Below are 15078 nucleotides of genomic sequence, written 5' to 3'. Positions count from 1 at the left end.
CTTTTTGCCGCGCAATCATACAAGTGGGCGCGTGCTGACGCCGGGGCGCGACGCGGCGGGTGACTACGCCGGCCATCCGACCCTTCACTCGCTCAGGCCTTCGGACAACGGCGTTCGTGGCTGCCAGAGACGACCGCTCGGATGCGGTCATTCGCCCGAGGCGTTCACGCCTCGCTCTCGCAGACACGCACATCCGAGGCAGATCATGCTCTCCCGAGACTTTCTCAAGGCTGGCCACGCGCCGACCCTGTTCGCCGCGTTCCTGTATTTCGACCTCAGCTTCATGGTCTGGGTGATCCTGGGTCCGCTGGGCGTGGCCATCGCCAAGGACTTCCATCTCGACCCCGCGCAGAAGGGCCTGATGGTCGCCATCCCCGTCCTGGCCGGGGCTGTACTGCGCCTGGTCAATGGCGTGCTGGTCGACCGCATCGGCCCCAAGCGCACCGGGATGATCAGCCAACTGATCGTGCTGACCGGCTTGGCCATGGCCTGGTCGCTGGGCGTCCACAGCTATCATCAGGTGCTGGCCCTGGGTCTGGTGCTGGGCGTGGCGGGCGCCTCGTTCGCGGTCGCCCTGCCGCTGGCTTCGCGATGGTATCCGCAGGAGCATCAGGGCCTGGCCCTGGGCATCGCTGGCGCCGGCAACTCGGGCACCGCCCTGGCGGCCCTGTTCGCGCCGGTCCTGGCCAAGCATTTCGGCTGGCAGAACGTCATCGGCCTGGCCGCCCTGCCGCTGGCCGTGGCCTTCGTCGTCTACATGCTGCTGGCCAAGGACGCTCCCGAGCAGCCCGCGCCCAAGAAGCTGGCCGAGTATATGGACGTTCTGAAGACGCCCGACGCCTGGTGGCTGATGCTGCTGTACGGCGTCACCTTCGGCGGCTTTGTCGGCCTGGCCTCGTCCCTGACCATCTACTTCAATTCGGAATATGGCCTGGATCCGGTGATCGCCGGCTTCTTCACCGCCGCCTGCGTGTTCGCCGGCTCGTTCATCCGTCCAGTCGGCGGAGCCCTGGCCGACCGCTTCGGCGGCGTACGGACCCTGACGGTGGTCTTCGCCCTGGCCGCCCTGGGCCTGGCTGTCGCCAGCTTCCATGCGCCCTCGGCGTGGCTGGCCCTGGCGGTGCTGATGTTCTCGATGCTGGCCTTGGGCGCCGGCAATGGCGCGGTGTTTCAGCTGGCGCCCCAGCGCTTCCGCAAGGAGATCGGGGTGATGACCGGGCTGATCGGCATGACCGGCGGCATCGGCGGCTTCTACCTGGCCTCGACCCTGGGCATGGCCAAGAAGCTGACCGGCGCCTACCAGATCGGCTTCCTCGGCTTTTCGCTTCTGGCGCTGGTCGCCCTGGTCGCCCTGCACGGTCTGAAGGCCCGCTGGCGCGCGGTGTGGCCGACGCTGAACGGCGACGCCGCGCCCGTCCGCGTCTAGCCGCCGCCCCCTTCCTTTCAGTCGAAGAGCACAATCATGACCAAGGGAAAATGGCATGACCAAGGGAAAACCGGCATGACCAAGGAAAAACTGGTCGTCATCGGCAACGGCATGGCCGGCTGCCGGGCGGTCGAGGAGATCCTCAAGCGCGATCCTGGCCGCTACGAGATCGCGATCTTCGGGACAGAGCCCCGCGTCAACTACAACCGCATCATGCTCTCGCCGGTGCTGGCGGGCGAGAAGACCTTCGAGGACATCGTCATCAATGACGAGGCCTGGTACCGCGACAACGGCATCGCTCTGCATGCTGGCCGCGCGGTCGTCGAGGTCGATATCGAAGGCAGGACGGTGCGGGCCGAAGGGGGGCTTTCGCTTGCCTACGACAAGCTGATCCTGGCCACGGGCTCCGATCCCTTCCGCCTGCCGCTGCCGGGAATCGACCTGAAAGGCGTGGTGACCTTCCGCGACCTGGACGATGTCGAGGCCATGGTCGCGGCGTCGGCCAAGCCCGGCGCCCGCGCCGTGGTGATCGGCGGCGGCCTGCTGGGGCTGGAGGCCGCCTACGGCCTGGCCAGGCGCGGCATGGCCGCCACGGTCGTCCACCTGATGGACGTGCTGATGGAGCGGCAATTGGACGAGAGCGCCGGCTTTCTGCTGCGCGACGCCCTGCTGGAGCGCGGCGTCGAGACGGTGCTGGGCGCCCATTCCGAGGAGATCGTCGGTCAGGACGGTCGGGTCGCGGGCCTCAAGCTCAAGGACGGCCGGGTCTTGCCCTGCGACCTGCTGGTCATGGCCGTCGGTATCCGTCCGAACGCGTCTCTGGCGCGCGAGGCTGGCCTGGCGGTCAATCGCGGCGTGGTCGTCGACGACGCCATGCGCACCTCCGATCCGGCGGTGTTCGCCGTCGGCGAATGCGCCGAGCACCGGGGCGCCTGCTATGGCCTGGTCGCGCCCATCTGGGACATGTGCCGGGCTCTGGCCCAAAGCCTGACGGACGGTGAGGGCGCCTATGAAGGCTCGGTGCTGTCGACCCGGTTGAAGGTCTCGGGCGTCGACGTGTTCTCTGCCGGCAAGTTCGCCGGCGGCGAGGGCTGCGAGGACATCGTGTTCCGCGACGCCGGGCGCGGCGTCTACAAGCGCGTGGTCATCGAGGACGGCAAGCTCGTCGGTTCCGTCCTGTTCGGCGACGCCGCCGACGGCGGCTGGTACTTCGACCTGATGCGGGCCGGGACCGCCGTCGCCGACATCCGCGACACCCTGATCTTCGGCCAGGCCATCACGGAAGGGCTGTCCGGCCTGGACCCTAACGCCGCCGTTGCGGCCATGCCCGACACGCAGGAAATCTGCGGCTGCAACGGTGTCTGCAAGGGTGCGATCGTCACGGCCATCACCGGCCAGGGCCTGACGACGCTGGACGACGTCAAGGCGGTGACCAAGGCCTCGGCCTCGTGCGGTTCGTGTACGCCGCTGGTCGAGCAGGTGCTGAAACTGACCCTGGGCGACGATTTCAAGGCGCAGGTCGGTCCCAAGCCGATGTGCAAATGCACCCGCCATCCGCACGCGACGGTGCGCGAGGCGATCCTGGCGCGGGATCTCAAGTCCATGCCGGCGGTGATGCAGGCCATGGAATGGACCACGCCCGATGGCTGCGCCTCGTGCCGGCCGGCCCTGAACTACTACCTGCTGTGCGCCTGGCCGGCCGAGTACCGCGACGACAAGCAGTCGCGCTACATCAACGAACGGGTCCATGCCAACATCCAGAAGGACGGGACCTATAGCGTCGTGCCGCGCATGTGGGGCGGCATGACCACCCCCGACGAACTGCGGGCCATCGCCGACGTCGCCGACAAGTTCGCCATCCCGGCCGTCAAGGTCACCGGCGGCCAGCGCATCGACCTGCTGGGCGTCAAGAAGGACGACCTGCCGGCGGTGTGGGCCGACCTCAACGCCGCCGGCATGGTCAGCGGTCACGCCTACGCCAAGGGGTTGCGCACGGTGAAGACCTGTGTCGGCAGCGACTGGTGCCGGTTCGGCACCCAAGACTCCACGGGCCTGGGCATCCGCCTGGAGAAGTTCCTGTGGGGCTCGTGGGCCCCGGCCAAGGTCAAGCTGGCGGTGTCGGGCTGCCCCCGCAACTGCGCCGAGGCCACCTGCAAGGACTTCGGCGTGATCTGTGTCGACAGCGGCTATGAGATCCACATCGGCGGCGCGGCCGGCCTTCACATCCAGGGGACCAAGGTGCTGACCCATGTCGGCTCCGAGGACGAGGTCCTGTGGGTGATCGCGGCGGTCCTGCAGCTGTACCGCGAGGAGGGCTGGTACCTGGAGCGAGTCTACAAGTGGATGGCGCGCGTCGGGCTGGAGAGCATCCAGGCCCAGGTCACCGATCCTGACCAGCGCAAGGCCCTCTACGACCGCTTCGTGTTCTCGCAGCGCTTCGCCCGCATCGACCCGTGGGCCGAGCGCGTGGCCGGTCGCCACAACGAGGAATTCACGCCCATGAGCCGCCGGATGGAGTTCGCCCCCGCATGAACGCCCCTCTGAAACCGCCTGTCTGGATCGATGTCGGCGCCGTCACCGACATCCCGCGTCGCGGGGCCCGTCGGGTCACCAGCCCGCGCGGCGACATCGCCATCTTCCGCACCGGCGACGGCGAGGTGTTCGCCCTGATCGACGCCTGTCCGCACAAGGGCGGGCCGCTCAGCCAGGGCATCGTCCACGGCCGCGCCGTGGCTTGCCCGCTGCACAACTGGTCCATCGACCTGGCTTCCGGCGAGGCCATGGGCGCGGATCGAGGCAAGGGCTGCACGCCGGTGGTGCCCCTGGAGGTCCGCGACGGCCGACTGCTGCTGAGCCTGACGACGGCCGCCGTCGATGGCTGAAGCCGCCGCCCCGATCCCGGTCAAGACCGCCTGTCCCTATTGCGGGGTCGGTTGCGGCGTGACCGGCGCTGTCGGCGAGGGGCGCATGCTCTCGGTGAAGGGCGACGTCGCCCACCCCGCCAACCTCGGCCGCCTGTGCTCCAAGGGCGCGGCGCTGGGGGCGACGGTGGGGCTGGAGGGCCGGCTGCTGGAGCCGACTGTCGGCGGCAAGGTCGTCAGCTGGACCGACGCCACCGCCCTGGTCGCCAAGCGCTTCAAGGACACCATCGCCAAGCACGGCCCCGACAGCGTCGCCTTCTATGTCTCCGGCCAGCTCCTCACCGAAGACTACTACGTCGCCAACAAGCTGATGAAGGGCTTCATCGGCTCGGGAAACATCGACACCAACAGCCGGCTCTGCATGGCTTCGGCCGTAGCGGCCCACAAGCAGGCATTCGGCGCGGATCTGGTGCCCGGTTGCTATGAGGACCTGGAGCTGGCGGATCTCGTGGTGTTCAGCGGCCACAACGCCGCCTGGACCCATCCGGTGCTGTTCCGGCGCATGGAAGCGGCCAAGGCGCGGGGCCAGAGGCACGTGGTCATCGACCCGCGCCGCACCGACACCGCCGAGGGCGCGGACCTGCATCTCGCCATCGCCCCGCAGAGCGATGTGCGGCTGTGGAACGGCCTGCTGGCGGACCTCATCCGGCGCGAGGCCATAGACCGCGACTACATCGCCGCCCATGTGAACGGGTTCGCCGACGTGGAGGCGGCCCTGGCGGACTCGGACCAGTCGCCCCCCGCCGTGGCCGCCGACTGCGGCGTGGCGGTCGAAGACCTGATCGCCTTCTACGACCTGTTCGCCGCCAACCCGAAGACCGTCAGCCTGTTCTCGATGGGCGCCAACCAGTCGGCGCAAGGCACGGCCAAGGGTCTGTCGATCCTCAACGTCCACCTGGCCACGGGCCGGATCGGCAAGCCGGGCGCCTGTCCGTTCTCGATCACCGGCCAGCCCAACGCCATGGGCGGACGCGAGACCGGCGGCATGGCCAACACCCTGGCCGGCCACATGGACTTCGCCCCGGCCGACCGCGACCGCGTCGCCCGCTTCTGGGGCGCGCCCGACACCGCCCGCGCGCCGGGTCTGAAGGCCGTCGACATGTTCGATGCCGTCCACTCGGGGAAAATCAAGGCGATCTGGGTGATGGCGACCAATCCCGCCGTCTCGATGCCCGACGCGACCCGGGTCCGCGAAGCCCTGGCGCGCTGCCCGTTCGTGGTGGTCTCCGATTGCGTCGACACCGACACCACGGCCTTCGCCGACGTCAAGCTGCCGGCCCTGGCCTGGGGCGAGAAGGACGGGACGGTGACCAATTCCGAGCGCCGGATCACACGCCAGCGGGCGTTGTTTCCCGCGCCAGGTCAGGCGCGCGCCGACTGGCGGATCGTCGCCGACGTCGCCAGGGCCATGGGTTTCGACGGCTTCGGCTGGGGCTCGCAGGCCAGCGTGTTCCGCGAATGGGCGCGACTGACGGCCTATGAGAACGAAGGCCGGCTGCTGAACCTGGCCGGCCTGGCGATGCTGGGGCCCGACGACTACGCCAGCCTGACTCCGGTGCAGTGGCCCGTGAGCGCGGACGGCCAGGGCGCGCCGCGCCTGTTCGTCGACGGTCGCTTCCAGACCCCCGACGGCCGCGCCCGCATGGTCCCGACCCGGCCCAAGGGTCCGGCCGACGCCGTCGATGCGGCCTTCCCGATGTCGCTCAATACCGGCCGCATCCGCGACCAGTGGCACACCATGACCCGCACGGGCCTGGCCCCCGATCTCTGCCGCCACGCGCCCGAGCCGTTCGTCGACGTCCACCCGGCCGACGCCGAAGCGGCCGGCTTGAAGGACGGCGCCCTGGCCCGGGTGATCACCGCGCGCGGCGAGGCCGTGGCCCTGGCCAAGGTCAGCGACCGTCAGCGGCCGGGTGGACTGTTCATGCCCATGCACTGGACCGACGCCTTCGCGCCGTCGGGGCGATCCAATTCTCTGATCGCGCCCAATCTCGATCCCACCTCCGGCCAGCCGGAGTTCAAGCACACCCCCGCCCGGATCCGCGCCTATCGCGAGACCTGGAAGGGCTTCTTCCTCACGCGAAACAGCCTTGGCCCCCCACCGGGGCTGGACCTCGTCTGGCGGCGCATCCCCCATGACGCCTGCCAGCAACACGAGTTCGCGGGCCGGGGCGACGACGCCGAGCGCGCCGCCCTGCGCAAGGCCCTGACACGGTCCCTGGCCGGCGAACGCGTGACCTATGACGACGCCGCCACCGGCGCGCGGCGCGACGCCTGGCTCGACGCCAACGGCCGACTGGTCGCGGTGCTGTACGTGACCCGGACCGGCCGCCTGCCGCCGCGCGACTGGCTGGCCGAGCTGTTCGTCGAACCCGCCCTGACCGCCGAAGCCCGCTCGGCCCTGCTGCTTGGCCGTCCGCCCGGCGCGCCGGTCGACAAGGGGCCGCTGATCTGCGCCTGCCTGAAGGTCGGCGCCAGGGCCGTGCAGGCCGCCATCGCCGCCGGGGCCGCCAATCCCGACGCGGTCGGCGCCGCCACCGGGGCGGGGACCAACTGCGGCTCGTGCCGTCCCGAGATCGCCCGGATGATCGCCGCGATCGCTGCTTCCGTTCCGACCAAGGAGCCCGCCCATGTCTGACGCCCAAGTCCTGCTCGTCGGGGCCGGCCCCGGTCCCGTTGACCTGATGACGCTGCGCGCCGCCCGCGCCGTCGAAAGCGCCCAGGCCCTGCTCTATGACGCCCTGATCAGTGAGGATGTCATCGCACTGGCCCCGCCCGGCTGCGTGCGTATCCAGACCGGCAAGCGGGCTGGCAAGCCTTCCATGCGCCAGGACCAGATCAACCGGCTTATGCTGTTGCTGGCCCGCAAGGGTCTGCGGGTCGTGCGGCTGAAGGGCGGCGATCCATCGATCTTCGGCCGGGTGGGCGAGGAAGCCGAGTTCCTGCGGGGCCACGGCGTGCCGGTCGAGGTGGTGCCTGGCGTCACCGCCGCCTGCGCCGCCGCCGCGCAGTTCAACTTCCCCCTGACCCATCGCGGCCAAGCCCGACGGGTGGTGTTTACGACCGCGCGTCTTGAGGCCGGCGCCCTGAGCGGCGACTGGAGCGCGGCGGGCGATCCGGAGGCGACCATCGCGATTTACATGGGCCGCGAGGTCGTCGAGGTCCTGAGCGCCCGGATGATCGCCGCGGGCCGCTCGCCCGACACGCCCGCCGTGGCCGTCGAGCAGGCTGGCGGGACGACGGCCCGGCTGGTTCGCGGCACCTTGGCGAGCTTGCCCAGCCGAATGGCCGAGCTGAAGAGCGGTCCGGTGCTGATCGTGGTCGGCGACGTCGCCGCCCAGGCGTGGGAGGCCTGTCCGGCTCTCACCGCCGATCTTTCCCGCGTTGCTAGCTAGTGGCGGCCGGTACTTAGCGGGAATAAAAGTCTAGCGGGCCAGGCGAACGGGAGGCTAACGGCCCGGCTTTGTTCTTCTGTGTTCCCAGGAGAAGCGCAAGAAAACCAGGTGGTTACGGAAATCCGTCCTGGTGGCGGGGGGCGGGATCGAACCGCCGACCTGTGGGTTATGAATCCACCGCTCTAACCATCTGAGCTACCCAGCCCCAGGAGGCGGGGCTTATAGGCGAGAACCGCGCGGGATTTCAAGCGGCGGCTATTCCGAGACGATCGCCGATGTCACGGCGCCAAGCGCCTTGACCGCGTCGGCGGGCGCCAGCTTGACCTGCAGGCCCCGCTGGCCGCCGTTGATGAAGACGTAGGGCTCGGTGAGGGCGGCCTCTTCCATCACCGTTGGCAGGCGCTTCTTCTGGCCGAAGGGGCTGACGCCGCCGACCTTGTAGCCGGTGATCCGCTCCGCGTCGGGGACGGGGGCCATGGCGGCCGACTTGCCCTTGAGGGCGGCGGCCAGCTTCTTCATGCTGACCTCCTTGTCCGAGGGCAGGATCGCGCAGGCGGGCTTGCCGTCCAGCATGACGATCAGGGTCTTGAGAACGCGGCGAGGGTCCTCGCCCAGCGCTTCGGCGGCCTGCAGGCCCACACGCTCCGACCCCGGATCGTAGTCATACGTATGCAGGTCGAACGCGACGCCGGCCTTGGTCAGTGCGATGGTGGCGGGAGTGCTCTTGGACATGGCTCGCGTCATAGCCAACTGTGCCAGGCCTTGGAATATAGGCGGCTGGAATATGGATCGCGGATGACCGCTTTTGATCGACGGACCCTGCTGCGCGGCGCCCTGGCGCTGGGCGCCGCGGGCCTGCTGCCCAGTTGGGCGCGCGCCGGCGAGAGCGGTCGCTCGCCCGCCGCGCTGTCGGGTGATGAGATCAAGCTCACCGTCGGCCATACCATGGCGAGGATCGACGGTCGCTCGGGCCACGCCGTCACCGTCAACGGCTCGATCCCCGGCCCGCTGATCCGACTGAAGGAAGGTCAGAACGTCCGCCTGTCGGTGACCAACGCATTGGCCGACGAGGACACCTCGATCCATTGGCACGGCCTGCTGGTGCCGTTCCAGATGGACGGCGTGCCGGGTGTCAGCTTCCCGGGGATCAAGCCGGGCGAGACCTTCACCTACGACTTCCCGGTGCGGCAGGCCGGGACCTACTGGTGGCACAGCCATTCGGGCCTGCAGGAGCAGGTCGGCCTCTACGCCCCGATGATCATCGATCCGGCGGGCGAGGATCCGATCGCCTATGACCGCGAGCATGTGGTCGTACTGTCGGACTGGAGTTTCCTGCATCCGCACGAGCTGTTCCGGAAGCTGAAGGTCAACGCCGGCCATTTCAACATGCAGAAGCAGACCGTGGCGGGTCTGCTGGCCGGTCGGGATCAGTCGCTGAAGGACCGCGTCGACTGGGCCAGGATGCGGATGGACCCCACCGACATCGCCGACGTCACGGGCTCGGTCTACACCTATCTCGTCAACGGCCACGGTCCGGGCGACAACTGGACGGGCCTGTTTTCGCCAGGCGAGCGGGTGCGGCTGCGTTTCATCAATTCCGCGGCCATGACGATCTTCAACGTCCGCATTCCCGGCCTCTCCCTGGAGGTCGTGGCGGCGGACGGTCAGCCGGTGTCGCCGGTCGCCGTCGACGAGTTCCAGATCGCCCCGGCCGAGACCTTCGACGTCATCGTCCGACCGGTCGAGGACAAGGCCCTCACCCTGGTCGCGGAAGCTTCGGATCGCTCGGGCCTGGCGCGTGGAACCCTGGCGCCCCGCCTGGGGATGTCCGCCGCCGTTCCGCCGCTGCGCCAGCGGCCCCTGGCGACCATGAAGGACATGGGCATGGGGAACATGCGTCACGGGATGGATATGCCCGGCATGGACATGTCGATGCGCTCCCAGGCCAACGCGCCGAACGTGCCGCTGACGCCGGGCGTCCAGACCATAGCGCCGATGCCGATGGACCGCCTGGCCGAGCCGCCGCAGGGCCTGGAGGATGTCGGCCATAAGGTGCTGCGTTACGCCGACCTGGCCAGCCCGCATCCGCCGACCGATGCGCGTCCGCCCGGGCGGGAGATCGAGATCCACCTGACCGGCAACATGGAGCGCTTCATGTGGGCGTTCGACGGCGAGGCGTTCGGGCCGATCAAGAAGCCGATCGCCTTCGAGCGGGGCGAACGGGCGCGCGTGGTGCTGATCAACGACACCATGATGGCTCACCCGATCCACCTGCACGGCCACTTCTTCGAGCTGGTCAACGGCCAGGATCGCCAGCCGCTGAAGCACACGGTCAATGTCGCGCCGGGCGGCAAGGTCGCCTTCGACCTGACGGCCAGCGAGCCCGGCGACTGGGCCTTCCACTGCCACCTGCTGCTGCACATGCACGCTGGCATGTTCAATGTCGTGACCGTGCGGCCGCTCGCATGATCTTCCTCCAGCACGAACATCATCAGCAGGCTCCGCACGCCGGTCACGCCATGGAGGCGATGAAGCCGGCCGCGGAGGCCAAGCCGCCGGCGATCCCGACGGATCATGCCGCCGAGCGCTTCTACAGTCCGGAAGCCATGGCCGCCGCCCGCGCCCAGCTGATGAAGGAGCATGGGGGGGCGACGGCGTGGACCGTCCGCGCCGACCAGCTGGAATACCGCTCGCGCGACGGCGCCGACGCCCAGGCCTTCGAGGGCGAAGCCTGGTGGGGCGGCGACGCGTCCAAGTGGGTCGTCAAGGCGCGCGGCGAGCGTCTTGAAGGGGAGGGGTGGGAGAAGGGCGAGGCCGAGGTGCTGAAGGCCTGGCCGGTCGGGCCCTATTTCGATCTCCAGGCCGGCGTTCGCTACGATCTGGCGCCCAAGGGGCGATCCTACGCGGCCGTCGGCTTCGAGGGCCTGGCGCCCTATTGGTTCGAGTTGCAGGGGACGGCCTACCTGTCCGATCAGGGCAAGGTCTCCGCCCGTGGCGAGGCGTCCTACGACCTGCGCCTGACCCAGAAGCTGATCCTGCAGCCGCGCGTGGAGGCGGACCTCGCCGAAGCCGGCGCCGCCACGCTCGAGGGCGGTCTGCGCCTGCGCTACGAGATCACACGGGCGTTCGCCCCCTATGTCGGCGTGGTGCGCGAGCGGGCGTTCGGGCCGGCCGTGGTCGCCGGCGAGCGGGCCGGAAGCACGGCGGTGGTGATCGGCGTTCGCGCCTGGCGCTGATCCTATCGTTACAGACAGCTTGCCGCGACCGTAACCCTGGCCCAACATCCGTTTGACCGGACGCAGATCCGGACAACCAGGGAGTCAGGCGCCATGGCGGAAGCGATCGATTTCGACCGCATGCGGACACTGGGCGACATCGCCCGCTATCATGCGGAGGCGCGGCCGGACGCCGTGGCGTTCAGCTTCGAGGGGCGGGACACGTCCTTCGCCGATTTCGACCGTCATTCGAACCAGGTCGCCAACGCCCTGATCGCGGCGGGGCTGTCGACGGGTGATCGCGTCGCCTATGTCGGCAAGAACAGCGACCACTATTTCGAGTTGCTGATCGGGGCCGCCAAGGCCGGGGTGGTGACCACGCCGGTCGGCTGGCGGCTGGCGGCGGCCGAGATCGCCTACATCGTCGCCGACAGCGAGGCCAAGATCGTCTTCGTCGGCCCCGAACTGATCGGCCACATCGAGAGCGTCGCCGCCGAACTGACCCACCGTCCGGTGGTCGTGGCCATGGAGGCCGACGGCGCGGGCGAGCATCCGACCTTCGAAGCCTGGCGCGACGCCCAGTCCGACGCCGACGCCCACAAGTCGATCGCGACGTCGGACATCGCCATACAGCTCTACACCTCGGGCACCACGGGGCGGCCGAAGGGCGCGATGCTGACCCATGACAACCTGCTGGTCATGCGGCGCGCGGCGGCCAAGGATCCGTTGGCCTGGAACCAGTGGGGGCCGGACGATGTCAGCCTGGTCGCGATGCCGGTGGCCCATATCGGCGGCACCGGCTGGGGGCTCGTGGGCCTGCTGAACGGCGCCAAGGGCGTGGTGGCGCGCGAGTTCGATCCGTTCAAGGTGCTGGACTATATCGAGAAGGATCACGTCTCGAAGATGTTCATGGTGCCGGCGGCCTTGCAGATCGTCGTGCGCCAGCCCCGGGCCCGCGAGGTCGACTATTCGCGCTTGACCCACATCCTATACGGCGCCGCGCCCATCCCGCTGGACCTGCTGCGCGAGTGCATGGAGGTGTTTGGCTGCGGTTTCGTCCAGCAGTACGGCATGACCGAGACGACCGGCACGGTGGTCTATCTGCCGCCCGAGGACCACGATCCGGCGGGGAATAAGCGCATGCGGGCGGCGGGCCTGCCGATGCCCGGCGTCGAGATCAAGGTCGTCGACGAGGCCGGGAACAGCGTGCCGACCGGCGCGGTGGGCGAGGTCGCCGTCCGCTCCCCGGCCAACATGGCCGGCTACTGGAAGCTGGCCGACGCCACCGCCAAGACCATCGACACCGACGGCTGGCTGCGCACCGGCGACGCCGGTTACCTCGACGAGGACGGCTATCTGTTCATCCACGACCGGGTGAAGGACATGATCATCTCGGGCGGCGAGAACATCTATCCGGCCGAGGTCGAGAGCGCTGTCTACGGTCACCCGCATGTGGCCGAGGTGGCGGTGATCGGCGTGCCGGACGAGAAATGGGGCGAGGCGGTCAAGGCGGTGGTCGCCGCCAAGCCGGGCGTGACGCCGGACGCGGCGGACATCATCGCGTTCGCCCGGACCAGGATCGCCGGCTTCAAGGCGCCGAAGAGCGTGGACTTCGTGGCCGCCCTGCCGCGCAACGCCTCGGGCAAGATCCTGCGCCGGGAGCTGCGAGCCCCGTACTGGGAAGGGCGCGAGCGGCAGGTGAATTAAAAAAAGGGGCGTCGCGAACGACGCCCCGAGAAGGGAAGAGACTGACGAATGCGGGGCAGGGGTAGAAAGCCCCGCATCCCTCACTTGCCTGCCGGTGAAACCGGCAGGCTCCGGGCCGCCAGGGTGACCTGGACGGTGGAGGAGAGAGCCCGGGACGAAGCGCCCAGGGCGATGTCGTACTGGCCGGCCGCGATCGACCAGCCGTGGGCCTTGCCATCCCAGACGGCCAGCAGGCGCGGGTCGACCGTCAGGGTCACGCGCCGCGTCGCGCCGGGGGCGAGGGAGACCTTCTTGAAGCCGGCCAGGCGCTTGGGCGCTTCCCAGCCTCCGGCCTTGGGCGCGACATAGACCTGCGGCACGTCCTTGCCGGCGCGGGCCCCGACGTTCCTGACGTCGAAGCTGACCGTCACCTTGTCGCCGGCCGCCGTGGCGGTCAGGCCCGAATAGGCGAACTTCGTGTAGGACAGGCCGTGGCCGAACGGGAACAGCGGCTCGATCTTCTTGAGGTCGTACCACTTGTAGCCGAGGGCGGCGCCTTCGACGTTGTAGTCGACATCGAACATCTCGCCCTCGGCCTTGCCGACGCCGTCCAGCTTCGGGCGCGGCAGGTCGGCCACGCTCTTGGGGAAGCTGACGGGCAGGCGGCCGGTCGCGTCGACCTCGCCGGTCAGGACGCGGGCGATGGCCTCGCCGCCTGACGTGCCCGGGAACCAGGCCTCGAGCACGGCGCCGACCTTGTCGAGCCAGGGCATGACCACTGGGCCGCCGGTGATCAGCACGACCACCGTCTTCCTGTTGGCCGAGGCCACGGCGTCGATCGTGGCGTCCTGGTTGCGCGGCAGGTTGAGGTCGGAGACGTCCTGCGACTCGGTGGTCCACTGGTCGGCGAAGACCACGGCCAGGTCGCTCGCGGCGGCCAGCTTGGCGGCGCGGGCGGCGTCCGTACCGTCGTCGTAGACGACCTTGGCGCCGGGATAGCGGGCCTGCAGCGCCTTCAGCGGCGAGGACGGATAGTAGATCACCGGGCCCGGCCAGGTGGCGGGCTCAAGACCTTTTACGGCCCGGCCGCCGACCGGATAGACCTGAGAGGAGCCGCCGCCCGACAGCACGCCGACGTCCGCATGGGCGCCGATCACGGCGATGGTCTTGGCGGTCTTGGCCAGGGGCAGCAAGTCGCCGTCGTTCTTCAAGAGGACGATGCCTTCCTCGGCGTCGGCCTGGGTGATCTTGGCGTGGGCGGCGAGGGTGGCGGCCGGCAGGTCGATCGGGGCCGGATTGACGACCGGGTGATCGACCAAGCCGCTGGCGAACATGGCGCGCAGCACGCGGCGGGCCATGTCGTCGATGCGGGCCTGGCTGACCTTGCCGGCGGCGAGATCAGCCTTCAGCGGCGCGCCGAAGAACGGTTCCTTGTCGAAGGCCTCGCCGGCCGATTCCTGGTCGAGGCCGGCATTGGCCGCCTTGGCCGACGAGTGGTCAGCGCCCCAGTCCGACATGACGTAGCCCTTGTAACCCCAGTCCTTCTTCAGGACGGTGTTCAGCAGCCAGTCGTTCTCGCAGGCATAGTCGCCGTTGACGCGGTTGTAGGCGCACATCACCGAGTGCGGGTCCGATTGCTCGATGGCGAACTGGAAGGCCAGCAGGTCCGAGGTGCGGGCGGCCGCGTCGTCGATGTTGCTGCTGACCACGAAGCGGCCGGTTTCCTGGCCGTTCAGGGCGTAGTGCTTGATCGTCGAGATGATGTGGTTGGACTGGATGCCCTTGATCTGGGCGGCGACCATCGCGCCGGCCAGCCAGGGATCCTCGCCGACATATTCGAAGTTCCGGCCGTTGCGCGGCTCGCGCATCAGATTCACACCGCCGGCCAGCTGGACATTGAAGCCCGAGTCGCGGGCCTCCTTGCCGATCATCGCGCCGCCCTTGAAGGCCAGCTCGGGGTTCCAGGTGGCGGCGGTAGCCAGGCCCGAGGGCAGGGCGGTGCGGGCGCGCAGGTCCTGGTGGCTGCCCTGGGTGGCGACGCCGACGCCGGCGTCGGTCTGCCACTGGCCGGGGATGCCCAGGCGCGGCACGCCGGCGACATAGCCGGCCGAGGCGTCATGCGAGTCCTTGTGGCGCGTGTACTTCGGCTTCATGTCCGAGCCGAAGTAGCCGAAGATGACCGTGAACTTCTCGTCGTTGGTCATCGCCTTCAGCGCCAGGTCGGCGCGGGCGTCGGGGTTGAGCTTGGCGTTCAGCCAGGGATGGGCCGGGGCGGCCGCCGGTTTCTTGGCGGTGTCGGCCAAGGCCGGAGCGGCGGTGAGCGCCGAGGCGGAAGCGCCGATCAGCAGGGCGAGCCGCAGGCCCCGCCAGGTCGTCCGAGTCATGTTTCCTCCGTCGTGTTCTTCTGGCGCCCCGCGCGGCTCTCGGACCGGGTC

Annotated in this window: 10 protein-coding genes and 1 tRNA gene; 8 read left to right on the top strand and 3 right to left on the bottom strand. The window is 69.3% G+C overall.

Annotation, left to right across the window (positions count from 1 at the left end; genetic code table 11):
* The first annotated feature begins 205 nt into the window (after positions 1-205).
* The 5 genes from AC07R7_RS03175 to cobA all read left to right on the top strand — a co-directional run bounded on the left by AC07R7_RS03175 (position 206) and on the right by cobA (position 7742).
* The gene (locus AC07R7_RS03175) at positions 206-1426 is read left to right on the top strand and encodes a nitrate/nitrite transporter (protein ID WP_494634116.1); all 1221 of its coding nucleotides are present in this window, start codon (positions 206-208) and stop codon (positions 1424-1426) included.
* 75 nt (positions 1427-1501) lie between these two features.
* Positions 1502-3958, top strand: a complete 2457-nt coding sequence (gene nirB, locus AC07R7_RS03170) for a nitrite reductase large subunit NirB (protein ID WP_494634115.1) — start codon at positions 1502-1504, stop codon at positions 3956-3958.
* Entirely contained in the window at positions 3955-4308 is a 354-nt protein-coding gene (gene nirD / locus AC07R7_RS03165; protein WP_492882920.1) for a nitrite reductase small subunit NirD, read from the top strand. Before nirB ends, nirD begins: the two co-directional genes overlap by 4 nt.
* Entirely contained in the window at positions 4301-6985 is a 2685-nt protein-coding gene (locus AC07R7_RS03160) for a molybdopterin-dependent oxidoreductase (protein ID WP_494634114.1), read from the top strand. The genes nirD and AC07R7_RS03160 overlap by 8 nt, the downstream gene beginning before the upstream one ends.
* On the top strand, positions 6978-7742 hold the full coding sequence (gene cobA / locus AC07R7_RS03155) for a uroporphyrinogen-III C-methyltransferase (protein ID WP_494634113.1): 765 nt from the start codon (positions 6978-6980) through the stop codon (positions 7740-7742). The genes AC07R7_RS03160 and cobA overlap by 8 nt, the downstream gene beginning before the upstream one ends.
* Before the next feature lie 128 nt (positions 7743-7870).
* Here the strand turns inward: cobA and AC07R7_RS03150 are convergent.
* Together AC07R7_RS03150 and ybaK are read right to left on the bottom strand one after the other, a co-directional pair.
* Positions 7871-7947: transfer RNA gene (locus AC07R7_RS03150), tRNA-Met, on the bottom strand.
* Between the two features lie 50 nt (positions 7948-7997).
* Positions 7998-8474, bottom strand: a complete 477-nt coding sequence (gene ybaK, locus AC07R7_RS03145; RefSeq protein WP_492882926.1) for a Cys-tRNA(Pro) deacylase — start codon at positions 8472-8474, stop codon at positions 7998-8000.
* A gap of 63 nt (positions 8475-8537) precedes the next feature.
* Here ybaK and AC07R7_RS03140 point away from each other — a divergent pair, with 63 nt between their 5' ends.
* The 3 genes from AC07R7_RS03140 to AC07R7_RS03130 all read left to right on the top strand — a co-directional run bounded on the left by AC07R7_RS03140 (position 8538) and on the right by AC07R7_RS03130 (position 12664).
* A complete protein-coding gene (locus tag AC07R7_RS03140) occupies positions 8538-10211 on the top strand; it encodes a copper resistance system multicopper oxidase (protein ID WP_494634112.1) in 1674 nt (557 codons plus the stop codon).
* Entirely contained in the window at positions 10208-10978 is a 771-nt protein-coding gene (locus AC07R7_RS03135) for a copper resistance protein B (protein WP_494634111.1), read from the top strand. Before AC07R7_RS03140 ends, AC07R7_RS03135 begins: the two co-directional genes overlap by 4 nt.
* A 93-nt stretch (positions 10979-11071) precedes the next feature.
* Entirely contained in the window at positions 11072-12664 is a 1593-nt protein-coding gene (locus AC07R7_RS03130) for a fatty acid--CoA ligase (protein ID WP_494634110.1), read from the top strand.
* Between the two features lie 80 nt (positions 12665-12744).
* Here the strand turns inward: AC07R7_RS03130 and AC07R7_RS03125 are convergent, their stop codons facing one another.
* Entirely contained in the window at positions 12745-15027 is a 2283-nt protein-coding gene (locus AC07R7_RS03125) for a beta-glucosidase family protein (RefSeq protein ID WP_494634109.1), read from the bottom strand.
* Between the last annotated feature and the right edge of the window lie 51 nt (positions 15028-15078).

The sequence above is a fragment of the Caulobacter sp. GW821-FHT05F04 genome (genome assembly GCF_059419665.1).
This window is presented reverse-complemented; position numbering and strand designations above follow the sequence as displayed.